We start from the raw sequence: 17,683 nt of genomic DNA on the forward strand, positions 1-17,683 counted from the left end.
TCTGTTTTTCCAGCTGTAAAGGGGAGCTTTCCGTAACTTTTACAAGCTGATAGATGCTAATTTTTTACTCAAAAATATACAGCTTGAACCATTTGCATAACCTAACCTTACAAAGTCAACTTTATAACCTAGGCTTTCATAAAATTTTTCAACACCTAGAAAACTCATAGTACAAACGGTTGCCATAGAACAGCCTTCTTTCTGGCCAAGTAGATGCGCCTGCTCCATAAGTTGGCGTCCTAAGCCCCGCTTACGATAATCAACATCGACCCATAGTTGATCGACATAGATCACACCATACATGATACAGCCATTTACACCTGCCTTAATTTGCTTGGATGCATCTTTTATAAAGAATCCAAAGGGATAAACGGATTGAAATCCTTCCGCTGCTTCATTCAGTTTACTGGTTAAAAAGTGTATATTCTCAATACTAGGATTAAATGTATGCTCTATAGTCATTTTGTATTATTTATATGCCAAACAAATTGAATACACATAGCTTCTCGGACCATTTTCATGGTTTCTTTTGCCAATTGAGCTGCTTTTTCAGTACCATGATAGAGTATTTCTTCTACCATTTTATTATCCAAACTATTTCTTTTTTCTCGGATAGGTTCTAATAAAAGTTGCAAACAATCATTTAAGCTATTTTTAATGACTACATCACCTAATCCACCACGCTTGTATTGGGCTTTTAAGTCAGCAACCGCTTCTTGATCATTGTGAAAAGCATCCAAATAGCTAAATACAACATTGCCTTCTACCCGGCCAGGATCGCTAGCTTTAACATGGCCAGGATCTGTATACATTTGAAAAACTTTTTGTTTGATCACTGCTGGTGGATCAGAAAGTGCAATGGCATTACCCAGTGATTTACTTGACTTAGACCTGCCATCTATACCAACTAATCTAGATGTTTTGCTTAGAATAGCTTTGCATTCTTTTAAAACGTTGGTATGATAGAGCCTATTAAACCGCCGAACAATTTCATTGGTTTGCTCAATCATGGGTAATTGATCATCTCCAACAGGTACTAGCTCTGCTTGAAAGAGGGTAATGTCTGCTGCTTGACTGACCGGATAGCAGAAAAATCCAGCCGGAACAGCCTCATTATACCCTTTTTGGTGAATTTCATACTTTACGGTGGGATTGCGGCTCAATTGACCTACGGTAACTAAGTTCAGATAATAAACCGTTAATTCTGCAATTTCTGGTATTTGAGACTGCACCACAATGGTTGTTTGGTTAGGATTAATCCCAACACTTAAATAATCTTTGGCAACTTCAATAATATTTTCTGTAATTTTTTCTGGATCATCAAAATGATCTGTCAAGGCTTGTACATCTGCTACTAGGATATACTGGTCATAGTCATTTTGTAATTTGATTCTATTTTGTAAAGAGCCAATGTAATGGCCTAAATGAAGCTTACCAGTTGGTCTATCACCTGTCAGTATTTTTTTTTTCATTTTAATGTAAGCCTTGATGAAAACAGTTTTTTATTTTTATCCTAATTTTGTCTTCCATAAGGAAGAGAACACATATAGCCACATACTAATAAAAAGGCCCTCCACATGCATGGTAGTTATTAATAGCGTCCATAGGATGATTAAAAGGTAACGAGACCTATTGGCTCGAAAAGAAAACCCTTTAAACTTCAAGGCTATAAATCGAATATTAGAAACCAATAGATAAGCCAGTAGCATAGTTAACAAAGGAAGTACCAAGGGTCGCGTTAATCCATGCACCAACTGCGGATAAATGGCACGCTTTAAGATGATCGGCACGGTAGCCACTATAATCGCACTAGCTGGTGTGGGCAACCCTATAAATTCATCTGTTTGTTGAGGATCCACATTGAACTTAGCCAATCTAAATGCAGCAAAGACAAGGATTAACAAGGCTATATAAGGGCGATAAGGACAGCTTTCATACGTTTGAATTAACCTATATAGGATAGCACCAGGCAACATGCCAAATGTAATTACATCGGCTAATGAATCTAATTGCTTACCCAATAATGACTGCGCACGCAATAGCTTTGCCATAAAGCCATCCAAAAAATCAAAACAAGCACCCATAAAGATCGCATAAGCAGCATGTACCAGATGGCCGTTGAGCGCCAATAGGGTACCTATAGCACCACTAATTAGGTTTAAAACAGATAAACAGTTTGGAATATGTTTTTTCATATTTGCATTTTAAATAAGAACGACCAGGTGGTTGCCGTTTTTTTACTTATAGGGCCTAGGTTTAATACCTATTTTTTTTTGCACAAAGATTCCAAATATATTTTGGTAATGGGTTTGATCATGCCCAATGAAAGTAAAGAACATAAGACAAACCCTACAAATGGGTGCGCTATACCCCATAAAGGGGGCAGCACGATCCAAAATGGTATCAAAGAACCAATGCCATAAGCAAAAGATTTCACCACTGCATCGCCGACTAAAATAACATGGGCCAATTTATCTTTTTTAGTTAAGGCTTGACCTATAATAGAAATAGCTGTCCTGAACAAATAAAGTCCCATGCCATGGAGTAATGCCGTTATCTGAAGATAAAATGGATGTCGTACATAAAAAGCCATAATTGAAGCAGAGACAATAAGAATAGGACTAATGTTAAAAAAGCCAATAATCCATTTGGGTTGTCTTTTTAAGATCCATGAACCACATATGCCACTAAGAATAAAGCCTAGCGGAATCATACTAGCGCTATAACTGAGCAATTGCGCATTGAGCTGGCTATTGTTGTTAGCCATTCTGGCTACCAGAATAGGTAAACTTACCGTGTAAGCTATGGTGGCTATATAGTTCACGAGACGAAAACTAGTTACGCGTAAGAGTCCAGGATTTTGAACAATTTCTTTAAAGCCTGTTAACATACCAGATGGTTGTAATACAACCTCCTCTGCACCAAGATCTGCCGCGCGAAATAGCTGCCAAGGTAGTATGCGTAAAATGTAGATAAAACTGCAGAATAGTAAAACCATTTTAAGTCCCATAATGGCCAATAGATTTTTGGCTACTATAGGTGCTAAAACATTAAAAAACTGTAAAAAAATTTGAAAAGTAGAAAAAAAGAAAGGCTTGTCACGCGCTCCTATGTGCCTATTAATAAAGGCAAGACCATTTGAATGTTCAATACTCATAATACAGGCAAGAGCCCATAATGTAATGGTACAACTGCGTAGATTAGCTTGACCATATGTCAATAAAGCTAATAAGATACATGTTGTGCATACGAGCGCACATCTACCTATGGTATAGGAGGAAAAACGCTTGAAAAAAAAGCCACCAACCAATCCAGCACAACCCATCCCTAACAGACTAGCTGGTTCCAAATAAGCTGCAGAAACGCCACTACTATCTTTTTCAAATAAAGTGATTGAAAAGGCAATGACTAAAATAGTTGGGACTATTGAGCCAAGTCCATTTAGGATCATATAAATAGGAATAATTTGTCTGATTTTCATATAAATACCTTTTTACTGGTCTTATCTTGATTATAATGCCTATGGAAGGCTATTACCTTATGGATTTTGGATTAGATTTGGTAATCTACTATTTAGTCTTAGGAGGATTACTACCAAAATCTGCTAAAAGAGGGGCTGCAATGCAGATAGAAGAATAGGTGCCAAACAACATACCTAATAATAATGCAAAAGAGAAATTGCGTAGCGCTTCTCCTCCAAAAAAGAAAAGCATAAAAACAGCTAATAATGTTGTAAAAGAGGTGATAATAGTCCTACTTAGCGTCTCTTTAATCGCATCATTGATCATGGCTGTGGTGAATTCTGTAGCCTTACTAGCTAATTTTTCCCTTATGCGGTCAAAAATCACCACTGTATCATTTATAGAATAGCCAATAACGGTAAGCATAGCAGCTATGAAGACTTCATTTACTTCGTAGCTTACTCCAAAGGCACGTGCAATACAAAACCCAGCAATAACGGTTAAAGCATCATGTATTAGTGCGGATACAGCTGCTAAACCAAATTTCCATCTTCTAAAGCGTACTGCAATGTACATAAATATACCGAATATAGCAAGTATGATTGCTTTTTTTGCGCTTTTTTGGACATCTTGTGCTACATTAGCGCCTACTTTAGTAGTAGTCGCAATATGAAAACCAGGATCGATTGATAGATCATTATTTTCTTGCAATTGTGTTACATTCTTTAGCGCAGCAACCAGCTTATTACGCATCTTGGTATCAGAATCGGTAATCTCTTGATTACTCAAATAGCTGGTAGTAATTTGCATTACATTATTGGCACCATAACTGCGTACTTCTACCCCGTCCTGAAATTGGATAGATAGACGATCTTTTAGGAACGAAGGATCCATAGCTTTAGAAAAATGGACAATATAGGAACGACCACCGACAAAATCGACCCCTAACCTAAGCCCCTTGTAACGATAAAAGCAGCATGCACCCAATGCTATAAATGATAGAGAAAAGAGATAAAAACGGTAACGATTTTTGATAAAATCAAACTGCACATTTTTAAGCAACATGGGCATGGCTGGGTAAGAGAAGGTTAAGTTTGGTTTGCGGTAGTGCTCCATAAAGAAGGAAAAAATTAATCTTGTAATAAATATAGAAGCAAAAACAGAGCTGACGATACCAATCATGAGAATAAGCGCAAAACCACGAACGGGTCCCTTGCCTAGGTAATATAGTATGAGCCCAGCTAGAAAGGTGGTAATATTGGCATCAATAATGGAACTATATGATTTGTCATAGCCACGCCTGATGGCTTCTTTAATATGAACTTGGCCAGCTAGTTCTTCTCGTATACGTTCAAATATCAAAACATTGGCATCGATCGACATACCAATCGTAAGGAGAATACCAGCAATACCGGGTAATGTTAAGGTAGCATCGAGTTGAGCCAAAATGCCGACGATAAACAGCAAATTCAATAACAGTGCTGCATTGGCTATTATGCCTGCCTTGGCATAGTAAACAACCATAAAGAGCAAGATCAAACCTAGACCTATTCCTGTAGCCATAAGGCCTTGGTTTTGGGCTATTTTACCTAGGCTTGGCCCCATAATGGCTTCTTCAACAATTCTAAGCGGAGCTGGTAACGAGCCAGTTTGTAATACACTAGCTAAATCTTTGGCTTCTTCTATCGTAAAATGACCAAATATCTGAGAATGACCATTTGGAATTTCTTGATTAACGACTGGTGCCGAATAAACTCGATTATCTAAAGCAATAGCAATACGTTTACCAATATGACTAGCCGTGACCTGTTTCCAAACACGAGCTCCTTTTTGATTCATTTGCACGCTTACAGCTGGTGAGCCATTTTCAGCAAAAACTTGAGCTGCATGTGTAATAATATCTCCCTCTAAAAGCGGTTGATTGCCTGTAGATGGTTGAATCGCGTAAAGGGTGACGGCTTTTGTACCATCGTTTAAGGTATGGGCTTTTTTATCCCACATCCAAGTCATCCCTTTAGGCAATAATGCTTTAACCGATTGGCTCCCTAGTATGGTGTCTATTTGACTCATGGCTTCAGGTGGATAGGCTAATGTATAAGGGAAAGTGTATTGGCAAAGCTTTTTCAGGGGTGAGTCTTTCGGCATGCGCTCCATTTTTTCCTCATCTGTGAGCCCTGCTGGGAGTGTTGCGCTTATGGCTTCTTTTTCTTTGTTCAGTAACAAATTGTTTACCGCTTCTAGTGCCGGAGCATATGTATCAGCTTCTGCTACTGTCCAGAAACGTAATTGTGCTACCCCTTGTAGTAATTTTCTAACCCGCTCTGGGTTAGTAACACCTGGTAGTGCTATTTGGATCCTTCCACTGCCAGGTAATTTTTGGATATTGGTTTGTGTAGCGCCAAAACGATCTAACCTAGAACCTATAATGCTAAGCGAGCAATCTATTGCATTAGAGATGGCTTGATCAATGGCTTGTATAATATCATTTTCACTAGAAAACAAATAAGATTTTCCTTGAAAATTAGGGAAAATATCACTTAATTTTCCCGTTGGGTTAAGCTTTTTATAGGCTATTACAAAGAGTTTTGAAAAAGGAGTTGATTGACCTTTTTCTCGCTCGTGCTGTGCCCATTCTAATGCTTCTAGGAAGCGAGGATCTGCATTATAGGCAGCCAAACTTTTGACAAGTTCTACAGGAATAAGTTCCATGGTTACATACATACCCCCTTGCAGATCTAAGCCTAGCTTAAGCGATCGCTCCTTTACCTCCTCATAGGTATAGCCCGTACCCAAAAAATGGTAAACAGGTTTTTTCCATATATCCATTAAATAAGCCTGGCGTTTATCAAAATCTACTTTTCCTTGTTGATCCATTGCTTGTTGTTCCGCTTGGCGTTGTACTCGGTAGTCTACAAAAGTAAAAGAAAGATAATAGAGCGAGAGTAAGGCAGTGACAATGGTTAGAAACAATACTATTTTTTTAGATTTCATTCGCTTTAAATAAGTTTAAATGGACTAAGGCAAATATATTTTCTTTAAAGTATTAAACCAAATCATTAAACCTCTTGCGAAACCTATTCCTAGAGGTTTATATACTGCAATTGGCCCATACCAGAGAAAGTTGAGATGTCTTAATAGCGTCTCAAAACAGCCTAATCTGACAAACTATCCCATGCGTTATCTAATGGCTATAGATTTGGATCTACTTATTGGTAATTTACTTGAGATTCTCTTAAATTTACCTCCTAACTAGGCACGCTTCTTGACGCTACTTGTGGTTAAAATATCTGAAAGTTATGTTTTAGCCTGGTTATTATATCTTATTTTATTTAAAATGTAACAACTTTTGGCTACTCTCGCGCTTTTATGGTTTTTACCAATCTGTTTTCTCATCTAGCATGGTCAAACATGGTTGTACCATATGAAACCAAAAAAATAAGATTATGAAACTAAAAGGAGAAAATAAGTTTTTTAAGTGGACGCGTTTACTCAAACAGCAGCAAGAGAAGCGATTAGCCCATTGTTTAGAGCATGCATCCCCTATAGAGGTAGCCAAATTTTTAGAGAAGCAATCTTTTGATTTGGCTATGCGCATATTTACTACTTTATCTATTACCAGACAAGGGGAAATATTTGCCTTACTAAACGATCATGGCTTACAGATGCACCTCTACCATAATATTCCTAAAAGCATCTTTGCCAAAATTTTTTCTTGTATGCCTTCTGATTTACGAGTCGATTTTTACCAATGCTTGAGTAATAAGGAGCATGCCCATTTATTACCTTATTTAAGTAGGAAAGTTCGAGAAGACGTGATTATGCTCAATGCCTATTTGCCAGATACGGCAGGAGGTATTATGAATACAGATTTTGCGACCGTCTTAAACTCAATGACTATAGAAGAAGCTATTGCAAAAATTCGTGAAGATGCACCATCTAAAAAGATGCTTTACTACATTTATGTAGTGGATGAAAAGATGAAATTGGTTGGTTTTGTTTCTTTAAAAGATTTGGTGATGCGTTCTCCTGAAGAAACAATAGAAACTATACTCAATGTAAATTTTATATATGCTACAGTTGATGAAGACCAAGAAGTCGTCGCTAAAAAAATTGAACAATATGATTTGGTAGCCATTCCTATTCTAAACCAAGAAGAACAAATCGTAGGTATTGTAAGTTATGATGATGCCATAGATATTATCAGAGCCGAGCAAGTTGAGGATATGGACAAATTTATGGGTATTACTTCAGAAGAAGATGCACCAGATTATTTAAAGGTCTCTACGCTACAACATCTAAAAAAAAGAATCAAATGGATTGTAGTAGTATTTATGGCTAGCATTGTTGGCCATGCTTTTACGCATGCTAAAAGTACTTTTTTTTCCTCTTTTAATCTAATTTTTTATTTGAGTATGATTACAGATACTGGAGGCAATGTAGGCAGTCAAGTAGCTTCTGTAGTATTACAAGCATTGAATCGCGGTCAAGTCACCCTATCTGATTGGACTAGGATTATTTTAAAAGAATTAAGGATTGCTGTTATGTTGGCTTCTGTTTTGTTTTTTCTTGCTTATATTAAAATGTTTTTAACTTCGAGTCTCGATCCAGAGACCAATAGAAACTATCATGTGATGTTTGCAGTGGCCTTGAGCATTGTTTTACAGGTTGTTTTTTCTGCTTTTATAGGAGCGGCTTTTCCGTTGGCGGCTAAGTATTTTAATGGAGATCCTGCAGTAGCGGCTAATCCTGCAATTAATACAACTGTCGAGTTATTGGGTGTTGTTATTTATTATTTTGTAATTTACTGGCTCATTAATCCAGTCGTATCAGTTAGTGGTCTGTAGATACTATATAAGTGCAGGACACTAGTTTTTAAATTGTTTAGGGGCTAATGGTAATAGATAGACCTCTTGCAAAATGCGCTTAAGTAAGAACTCTTTTCTATGCTTTTTTATTCTATGTTAAACACTAAGATTAAATCATGTTAAGATTATTTTTTGTAATCAAATACTGGACTTTGTTAGTTGTATTAGGATTGTCTTCTGGTGCATGTACCAATACCCAGAATGATTTCTTGTTATTAGATGATCTTGTGATAGATCACGCATATAATATATCTTCTTACATTACAGGAAAAATAAATAGGCCTGATGATAGAGACAATGATGATACAGACAATATAGATGGCGAAGAAACTTGTGAGAAGAATTTTGACAAGGCCAATGCGTCATTACTAAATCTAAAAAATATACTACAGGAATATCCAAAGATTACAGGCCATCCAATTTGCAAAAATACTTTGGGAGATCTTGAGTTAAAATTACAAGAATTAAATCAGGATATAGAGCACCTACCTGATGGCAGTCCGAAAGCCCAGCTTAGTAAAAACTTTAAGCATTTAGCTACTTATGTCTATTCTTTGATGAATGAAGATCTATCAGCGTAACCTACTACATATGGTTATCCAGCAGACTCATGGTAGGGAGCAATTTTTAAAGAAAAGTTAATCATGTCTTTAGTAACACTTTATTTACCTAAGATGGGGGAAAGTGTCATGGAAGCTCTAGTATTGAGCTGGTGCATACAAGAGGGAGAGATGGTGATGGAAGGTTCCCCTCTCTTGGAGGTTGCTACAGATAAAGTTGATGCTGAGATTCCTGCTCTTTATCCTGGAAAGATTATAAAATTGTTGGTGTCGAAAGGGCAGTTGGTGCCGATTGGCACACCGATTGCCTTACTAGAAACAGACCATCTGCCAGCTTCCTCTAGAACCCATGAAACATCTCCGCTAGCTTCAAAACCTATGCTAACAGCTATTCCACCGCGTGATTTAACAGCTTTACCTGTTCCTTTACCTACTTCTAGTAAGATAAAATTAAGCCCTCTGGCTAGGCATATTGTTCAAGAACAGGCTATTGACGCAGATGAACTAGCCAGATTAGCCGGCTATAGTAAAGATAATCGCGTTACTAAAGCAACCCTTTTAGCTTATTTAAACAAGCGCGTATCGGTTCATGCCAATGGTGCGAATAAGTCTCTACTTTATCCACCTGTTACCTCTTTAGAGGGAGATGAAGTGCTCCAAATGGATCGTGTTAGACAACTGATTGCTAAACGTATGGTGCAATCTAAGCAAATTGCGCCTCATGTTACCTCTTTTATACGTGCCGACGTAACAGAACTTGTTGCCTGGAGAAATCAGCATAAGACTTCTTTTGAAGAAAAATATGGGATCAAGTTGACCTATAATCCTATTTTTATGGCGGTGGTTGCACGTGCCTTGCAACTATTTCCACTGTTGAATGCTGTAATCCTAGATGATAAGATTATTAAACGCAAACATATCAATATAGGTTTTGCGGTAGCACTACCAGATGGTAGTTTATTAGTTCCTGTGGTTAAACAAGTCGAACAGCTTGGGCTGGTATCTTTGGCTAAACAGATTGATGATTTAATCCATGAAGCACGTAGCAGTACCATTACACCAGACAGCTTAACTGGTGCAAGTTATACCATCTCTAACATTGGTTCTTTTGACAACCTTATGGGAACCCCTATTATTGTTCAACCACAGGTAGCTATTCTTGCATTAGGTCTTATTGAAAAACGTCCTGCGGTGGTCCATATTGATGGAAAAGAGGCCATAGCTATTCGTAGTGAGCTATTTCTATCTCATACTTATGATCATCGTATTATAGATGGTGCTGTAGGAGGTGGGTTTTTAAAGTATTTGGCAAAAGAACTGGCGTCTTTTGTGGATAAACTACCAACATACTCATTTACATAAGCAGGCAGTACTTATGCTTATTTGTTTAAGCAATGGCTTTAACTTTAGCTACCTATATAGCCTAACAAACTTTTTGTATCTGGTACCTGTTCCCAACTTTGGTAAATTTTCTGTGGTGTTTTCTTGACATACCAAACTTAACTGAAAAATATAAACACTAATTTTATTTCTTATCAGATTGAATATAAACTAGTACAACTTAGTTTTATATGTTTATAGAGCGACTTTCTTTGGATTGTAGCACTAAATGCTTGTTAGTCAGCTCGATTAGATGATCCCATTCCTTTGAAAGCTTTTGATTAAGTCTTTTACTTAAATTCATATAATGATCTGGGGTGTAGCCATGATGATCCTTAATAATACATAGATTTTTATCACAGATTAATTTATTCTTAATAATATCTTTACGACATTCTGCAATAGAACGATTTGTATACAAAGGTGATATAGGCCCATCAGGGGGATCAAATGAACCAGAAGCTATGTGCAACGCTGTATCACCACTACTACTGACTGCATTGATATCTGCACCATTCGCTAATAACGCATCAATAATATCTAGGCTATTTCTATGAGGTATTTGTACAACAAGCATTAATGGCGTTACATACTTTTTCGATTGACTAGAACTTTTTATGTCTTTTGGAAAATAGACATTAGGATCTGCACCCTTTTTTAACAGCAAATGAACAGCACGAATATTATCAGAATCAACAGCAAAAAACAAAGCAGTAGTGCTTCCTTGCAAGATTGAATTAACATTTATACCTACACCCTGGCCACACCTCAGTATTTCCTCTAGACGACTAGAATCAAAGTTACGCGAATCTGATACATTCCTTATGATTTCTATTTCTAACTTGAATCTCTCATTACGTTCATTTTCTAGTGAATAGGATATATTATATTGACTAGATGGATGTTTAATAATATATCGTCCCCAATCTATATACCTGCAGTGAGGACATGTGGCAGCTTCCCATGATACCACACAAGTTAAGCAAGTATGTTGCTTACATACTTCACAACTATAAGTATAACGTTGATTTGTACGAGTTTTACATATAGAACACATACTATCTCTAGTTAAATCTAACTGAAGTCTATCTTGTAAATTTTGTTTTGCTGCAATTAATGGGACTAATTTGAGCCATTTCCCAAAACCCGCTACGCCAGTTCTTGCATAGTATAAGTACATATAGTAAATCGGAGATCGACCGTACTTATCCATTAGATCTTGACCATCAATTTTTTGAATTAGATCATGGACTATTTCACTACGAATAGATGAGATATTTCTTGGAAACGGAGCACGTGTACTTTCCAAGTAGTCTAGCGCACCACAAGCCACATGTAAAGCTGTATAACCACGACTGTTTTTAGTACCAATCTTAGCCCCAAATTTTAATAATTCATCATAAATCTCTTTGTTCCCAGAATAAACAGCATACATTAACGGAGTCATATCAGGTAAATAAGGACGATCATTTCTATTCCTATTTCTTTCTTTTACCTTATCTCTATATGAAGCATACATTCCGGTATTCATACATTCAAGATTAATATCCTTTTGCTTAAGGATGTACTTAACAGCAGCAAGATTACTACAACAAACAGCATGAAATAAAACAGTGTGGCTATCTAGCAATCTGGTATTAAGGGTTACTATACCTTGTCCTTCGTTCATAATACGCTCTATGTTTTCATGATTAAAGTTCTCAGGATCTGATACAGCACTTAACATTTCTTGATGTAATCGTACAGGCAAATAAGCATTTTGGTAAGCTGTTGATAAAAGATTGCATCCGTGTTGGGGTTGATGAGGTAAATAAGACTGCTCACACTTTGATGATCCAGGAGCTGGATCACGATCTATATCATATTTGATAGCATTACAAGAAATAGCACAACATACAAAACACAAAAGGTTGAAAGATGATAAAACGATATGCTTACCCGACCTCACAGCTTTAAAATATACTTCCACAAATTCATAATTGCTATGATCAACAAATAAATTGTGCGCTATAGTGCTTAATGTATGAGGTTCTGTTGGTTTAGCTGGTGTATAAACATTTTCTTCTTTATAATCACCAATCCTCTTAGTAGCATGCACATCGGTAAGACTACTATCTTTTAAATCTTGTGCTGCTTTACTTATCATCCGATGATACCACTTAGATCTAAAACATTTTTTTTCATTGATCACTAACATTTTACTAATAAATTTTGTTTATACACTGATGCACAAACATGGTGAGTACTTAATTATACGCAGCTAGCTTACTTTTGAGTTTAAAAGCTTGTAAGATTTTGAAAAAGTTATAGAATGAAGTCGCAGTATCAGATAAAAAATCTACTAGACAAAAAAATTCAAACCTTATTTAAATGATGCTTCCATACTAAAAAACTAACGATAAAAATCGCAAAATTTGTGCGAATTTTTGGGTTATTTTTTAGAGCATATCGAATATAACAAAATTAAAATATTAAAAGCAACAAATTTTGTATATATAATATTTTATTAGTGATTTTAGAAAGTATATAATATTTATTACAAAATGAATGAAATAAATTAATAAATTTGCTTAGTAAAAGAACATGTTATGTTATTCTTTTTTATCTTATCATCTCACTTCAAGGATGAAACATCGACATAGATTTCTATTTGTTTAGTTTATTTCGAAGGACCAGGAGTATTTTCTTTATTATTTTTGTTATCCTGTTGTCTTAGTTGACGAGCGCGTTCTTGATACAACCGGCAGGTAATACAATTTACATAATATCTAATGATAGGATGATTTGGGTTAGACCTTTCAGTAGATGAGTCCGAACAAGGTTTCCAGTCTTTTTTACCGCAATCGGCACAGATTTCTTCTTGACACATATTTTTATCTCTTATTCTATTGCATAGACTACCTGATAAACATAGAAAGAACGTGTGTAACAAAAAATTAGGGAGCGTTTTATGTTTCATTTTGAATTTATTATATTTTATGAGTAATACTTTTAATACTTATTATAAAAGCTAACTACTTTAACATAAGAGTAATAAATTTTGTAAAGCATTCAAAATTTTTCTTAGTGGTTCAAATAAGCTGTTTTTCTAATCAGCGCTAATACGTGATTGCTCATCGCAACTATTTTACCAGGGGCGTTTTTCTTTTTGTGTGGGGGGGCTCTCAACAATAATAAATGGCTACGGCTCTTTTTTTATTTCAGCTATAAGTGGTATTTTCTTATCGCAATTATTTTACAAGGAGCATTTTGTCTTTTTTCGTACTGTGCCATAGGACTGAGTGGATACATTGTTTTTGCCTATTATTGCAATATTTTACTATATTTTATAAGCACTTAATAATGATGATAATTACTTATACTGTTACTATATAAAGTAAGCAATCAAATAGCACATTAGCTTGGATAGTTTTTCAAAAGCATTCCCTATTCTGACCCCACCAGTAAAGTACACACTATGTATATTGACTATACAATCATGATTATATTTCTGTTGATTACACTAGTGATTGGGCTATACGCTAGTAAGCGTATCCATACATTTAAGGCTTATGCTGTAGGGACTAGAGAGCTATCTACATTTGCACTAACGGCTTCCTTAATAGCCACTGTTTACGGTGGTGGATTTTTAGATATTAGACTTAACGATTATTACCATAGGGGGTTCGATGCCTTGATTAGGGATTTTATATTTCCTATAGGTTATTATTGCATTTCTCGTTTTATTATTGTGCGGATGAAAGCCTTTATGGGCCATCTTTCTATAGCTGAGTCTATGGGCATGTGGTATGGTCCATCTATTCGAGCCATCACAGCCAGTTTTGGCATATTAATGGCTATTGCTATGTTGGCCATTCAATTTAAAGTAGGTTTAAAGATATTACATGCTGTATTTCCTACTATGAAAGATTATGCGCTGCCATGGGCAATAGTTTTATCCTTAATTGTTATCGTTTACGCCTCTTTTGGAGGAGCCAAGGCTGTAATATTAACAGATGTATATCAATTTTTTCTGTTTTTCGTTTGTTTCCCTATTATCATTTTTACGCTTTTACACCCTATCAATAATTTAGGAAATAATTGGCAAGCGTTCATACAAATACCCAAGTTTAATCCTGAAAATGCCTTTAGATACAATAATATGCTAGCTATTTTTATAACGTACACTATTTTAATACTATTCTCTTTGAATCCATCTGATATTCAACGTGTGTATATGTCTAGTTCTGTCCAACAAGCCAGTAAAGTATTTTGCAATACTGCTATCATCGATATAATTTTATTATTCTTGATGTTTACCCTTGCCATAGCGCTGTATGTGGGTGGACATAAAATTGGTTCAGAGCAAAATATTTTAGACTATCTTTTAGAACTCGACTACTATACTGGCATAAAAGGCTTGTTGGTATCAACTATTATAGCACTACTAATGTCCACTGCTGACTCTGAGTTACATATTGCATCTGTTTTATGTACCAATGACTTGTTGCCTTGTCTATTTAAAAAAGCTACTATATTCCATACACCTTCTCTTAGAATAGCACGAATTGTCTCTTGTATCATAGGTCTACTTAGTTTAGGCATTGCCTTTTATACAACAAGTATCCTGCAATTATTAAGTAAATCAGCACTTTTCTATTTATCTATTATTACAGTTTTATTTATTACGATTTGCTTTGGGTTTAGATTTCATCTTGCTGCTGTATTATGTAGTATGGGCATTAGTACCACATTAGGTATTTATAAAATCTTTATAAAGGGGCAAATGATAGCAAAAGGTGAGCTTTTTCAGTCTGCAGTGATCAATAGCTTACTTTTATTTATTTTCCACTATCTACTTCCTAAACAAGGTAACAGAGGGTGGGTAGGTATTCCAGATGATAGTCCTGTACAGCTCCAAAGACAAGAAACAAAACGATGGTGGTTAAGAAAATGGCACGCATTGCATGCTGTATTCAGCTATATCTATTGGAGAAATCTCTTTCCTACCAGGATTCTAATATTTATCCTAACAGGCGCTTATTTTATACTCTATAGTTCCGTAGCGCTCTACTATATCAAATCAACCTATGTAGATGATTATATCTATTGGTATATAGCCATCATGGCTATAGGTACAGTTGTGGCCTTATACCCTGCTTTGCATACTTATAAAGAAATCAGCAGTAAACTATTGCATATAGTATGGCCGATATTACTTTATGGAGTCTTTTTTATTACAGGTATTACGTATATAAAACTAAGCCATTTTGCCCCTGTGGTTTATACGTTTTTTATTGTTAACATAGGGGTTAGTAGTCTCTTCCTGCCTTTTATGTTAATCGTATCCATGTTAGCCAGTGCACTATTGATCCACAAATGGATACTCCCTACCATAGCTTTAGTGAACTATAACAGCCTTATCTCTTTTGAAGTATTTATTGGCCTAATCATCTTAATCAGTTTGCTTCTACATCGGTATGTAAGAAACAAAACGAATCAACAATTACAAATCATATCTTTAGCTAGAAGCTATGAAAGGCATGCTGCCTTAGAATCGCTCTACAACCAAACCAACTTGGCCAGACTAGATCCCACTTATAGTGGCAAAATATTACAGGAAATAGCTAATAGGCTAAAAGCATCTGCTATGTGGCTCCACACAAATGGGCAACTTGATTTAGAAGAACAGCTTAACTTGAGTATAAAGCAGCTATATACCTTTAGCCGTTCTCTATTGCAACGAGCCAAAGCAGAAATGAAGTTAACTTTAGATGCCAAATCTCTTAAACAAGTCTCCATTGAACCAATTATTTTAAAAGCTTATGAGCTTACTAGAAATTTAGGCAACCCAATGCGGTTGTTGCTTAGAAATGAAAGTACGACTTCTTATTTGATGACAGATCCTGTGATATTTGAACGTATTTTTACTATTAACTTTTGGGAAATCAGCCAAAGCAAACAAGCTATTGACCATACGGTTATCCTAACGATTTCAGATACACTTTTAATTTACCCTGACCCCAAGCATTATCAGGAAACCGCAAATAGTGTCTACGAAAAAAAATCAAAACCGCCTATATTATCTGCTTTAGCTTTTTGCATTACTACAGAGACGGTGCATCCAAAGATATTAGCTTCCTACGATGTTACGGATGAGATTACCTCTGTTTATTTGCCTAAAACTACTGAAAATTTATACCAAGCAGAAAGTAGACAAATTATACAGGCCCATGGAGGCTACATACAAATTACAGAGACAGAAACGAGTTTAACCTGTTTGTACCTATTACCTATTGATGGTAGAAAGGTAATGCGATTCAAGCGGTATCATACGGATGATTTATTAAATAAAGTTGCCGAAACACCTATGAGCTTAAACAAGGAGCAAGAACTTATTACGCTACTTGAGCGCAACACAAACTTAACTGAGCAAGACGTACAAAAAACCATTTCTTTTATTAAAGAAGCACATGGTACTGCTATGCGCAAGTCAGGTGAACCTTATTATACGCATCCTATGGCAGTGGCCGAGATTGTTTTAACAGTTACTAAAGATCCTGACACGATTTTAGCTGCACTACTACATGATCTTATTGAGGATACGAATGTAACACTCAACTACATAGAACTAAAGTATGGATCATCTGTGGCTTATATTGTAGACATGCTGACCCATTATAATACTTTTGGCTACCCCTGGAAGTTAGATAAATCTGATAAACAAGAGCTATTGGATGCATGTAAAGACATACGCGTTGTTCAGGTTAAATTAGCCGATCGGTTACATAACCTAAGAACTATAGCGATACGTAAGCCAGTAGATCAACTAAGAATTGTTAAGGAAACACGGGTATTTTATATTCCATGGGCTAAAAAGCATAACCTCACCCTATGGGCAGCTGAAATGGAGGCTATTTGTAAAAGTATTTTAGCTGTTTATGTTGATTAACAATCACATTCCAGGCCAGAAATGAAGTAGACATTCTTCCATCTAATTTAGTAACAAATATGACACAGTTAGGGAATAACTATGCATCTAAAATAGTAGTCCTTATAGATGAGTACGATGCACCTATTATTCATCTAACTAAAGGTTCTGACCTAGAAAAAGCCAATATCAAAGTGATGAAAGATTTCTTTATGACCTTGAAGTCACTAAATAGCTATTTTCAACTCACTTTTATCACTGGTGTAAGTAAATTCAGTTTATCTGATGTTTTTTCAGGAGCCAATCATTTAGACGATATTACTATTGATGCATCTGCTGATGCTATGTTTGGATATACTCAAGAGGAGATAACACAAACTTTTTCATTGAATTTAGAAGGTATCGCTTTAGAATGGAGTAAAAATAGCGATAAAGAGATAACTAAGGATATGGTAATGAAACAGATAACACATTACTATAATGGCTATAGTGTAGTAGTTGATATTT

General features: G+C 35.8%; 12 protein-coding genes. 5 read left to right on the forward strand and 7 right to left on the reverse strand.

Annotated features, from left to right (window positions below; all coding sequences use genetic code 11):
* Positions 1 to 39: 39 nt before the first annotated feature.
* The 5 genes from MUW74_RS02825 to secDF form a co-directional block, all read right to left on the reverse strand.
* Positions 40 to 462, reverse strand: a complete 423-nt coding sequence (locus tag MUW74_RS02825) for an N-acetyltransferase (protein WP_243516945.1) — start codon at positions 460 to 462, stop codon at positions 40 to 42.
* Entirely contained in the window at positions 459 to 1,472 is a 1,014-nt protein-coding gene (gene trpS / locus MUW74_RS02830) for a tryptophan--tRNA ligase (protein ID WP_243516946.1), read from the reverse strand. The genes MUW74_RS02825 and trpS overlap by 4 nt, the downstream gene beginning before the upstream one ends.
* Before the next feature lie 36 nt (positions 1,473 to 1,508).
* Positions 1,509 to 2,195 (reverse strand): CDP-diacylglycerol--serine O-phosphatidyltransferase, encoded by a 687-nt coding sequence (gene pssA, locus MUW74_RS02835; RefSeq protein ID WP_243516947.1) that lies wholly within the window; start codon positions 2,193 to 2,195, stop codon positions 1,509 to 1,511.
* 68 nt (positions 2,196 to 2,263) lie between these two features.
* On the reverse strand, positions 2,264 to 3,481 hold the full coding sequence (locus MUW74_RS02840; RefSeq protein ID WP_243516950.1) for a hypothetical protein: 1,218 nt from the start codon (positions 3,479 to 3,481) through the stop codon (positions 2,264 to 2,266).
* 88 nt (positions 3,482 to 3,569) lie between these two features.
* Positions 3,570 to 6,452: a protein translocase subunit SecDF gene (gene secDF, locus MUW74_RS02845; protein WP_243516951.1), complete on the reverse strand. Its 2,883-nt coding sequence runs from the start codon at positions 6,450 to 6,452 to the stop codon at positions 3,570 to 3,572.
* A gap of 452 nt (positions 6,453 to 6,904) precedes the next feature.
* Here secDF and mgtE point away from each other — a divergent pair, with 452 nt between their 5' ends.
* From mgtE to MUW74_RS02860, 3 genes are all read left to right on the forward strand, one after another.
* Positions 6,905 to 8,305 carry a magnesium transporter gene (gene mgtE / locus MUW74_RS02850; protein ID WP_243516953.1) on the forward strand — a complete coding sequence of 467 codons (1,401 nt, stop codon included), beginning with the start codon at positions 6,905 to 6,907 and terminating at the stop codon, positions 8,303 to 8,305.
* 137 nt (positions 8,306 to 8,442) lie between these two features.
* The gene (locus MUW74_RS02855; protein ID WP_243516956.1) at positions 8,443 to 8,907 is read left to right on the forward strand and encodes a hypothetical protein; all 465 of its coding nucleotides are present in this window, start codon (positions 8,443 to 8,445) and stop codon (positions 8,905 to 8,907) included.
* A gap of 63 nt (positions 8,908 to 8,970) precedes the next feature.
* Entirely contained in the window at positions 8,971 to 10,248 is a 1,278-nt protein-coding gene (locus MUW74_RS02860) for a dihydrolipoamide acetyltransferase family protein (protein WP_243516958.1), read from the forward strand.
* A gap of 205 nt (positions 10,249 to 10,453) precedes the next feature.
* Here the strand turns inward: MUW74_RS02860 and MUW74_RS02865 are convergent, their stop codons facing one another.
* Together MUW74_RS02865 and MUW74_RS02870 are read right to left on the reverse strand one after the other, a co-directional pair.
* Positions 10,454 to 12,412, reverse strand: coding sequence for an ankyrin repeat domain-containing protein (locus tag MUW74_RS02865; RefSeq protein WP_243516969.1), 1,959 nt, complete (start codon positions 12,410 to 12,412; stop codon positions 10,454 to 10,456).
* A gap of 513 nt (positions 12,413 to 12,925) precedes the next feature.
* Positions 12,926 to 13,225: a hypothetical protein gene (locus MUW74_RS02870; protein ID WP_243516972.1), complete on the reverse strand. Its 300-nt coding sequence runs from the start codon at positions 13,223 to 13,225 to the stop codon at positions 12,926 to 12,928.
* A 519-nt stretch (positions 13,226 to 13,744) separates the two neighbouring features.
* Between MUW74_RS02870 and MUW74_RS02875 the strand changes: the two genes are divergently transcribed.
* Together MUW74_RS02875 and MUW74_RS02880 are read left to right on the forward strand one after the other, a co-directional pair.
* Positions 13,745 to 17,197, forward strand: a complete 3,453-nt coding sequence (locus MUW74_RS02875; protein WP_243553057.1) for a sodium:solute symporter family protein — start codon at positions 13,745 to 13,747, stop codon at positions 17,195 to 17,197.
* Positions 17,198 to 17,256: 59 nt separating this feature from the next.
* Positions 17,257 to 17,683 (forward strand): AAA family ATPase (locus MUW74_RS02880; RefSeq protein WP_243516978.1); only part of this gene is annotated, 427 nt, incomplete at its 3' end.

It is taken from the genome of Candidatus Cardinium sp. cBcalN2 (assembly GCF_022810445.1).
Lineage (GTDB): Bacteria > Bacteroidota > Bacteroidia > Cytophagales > Amoebophilaceae > Cardinium.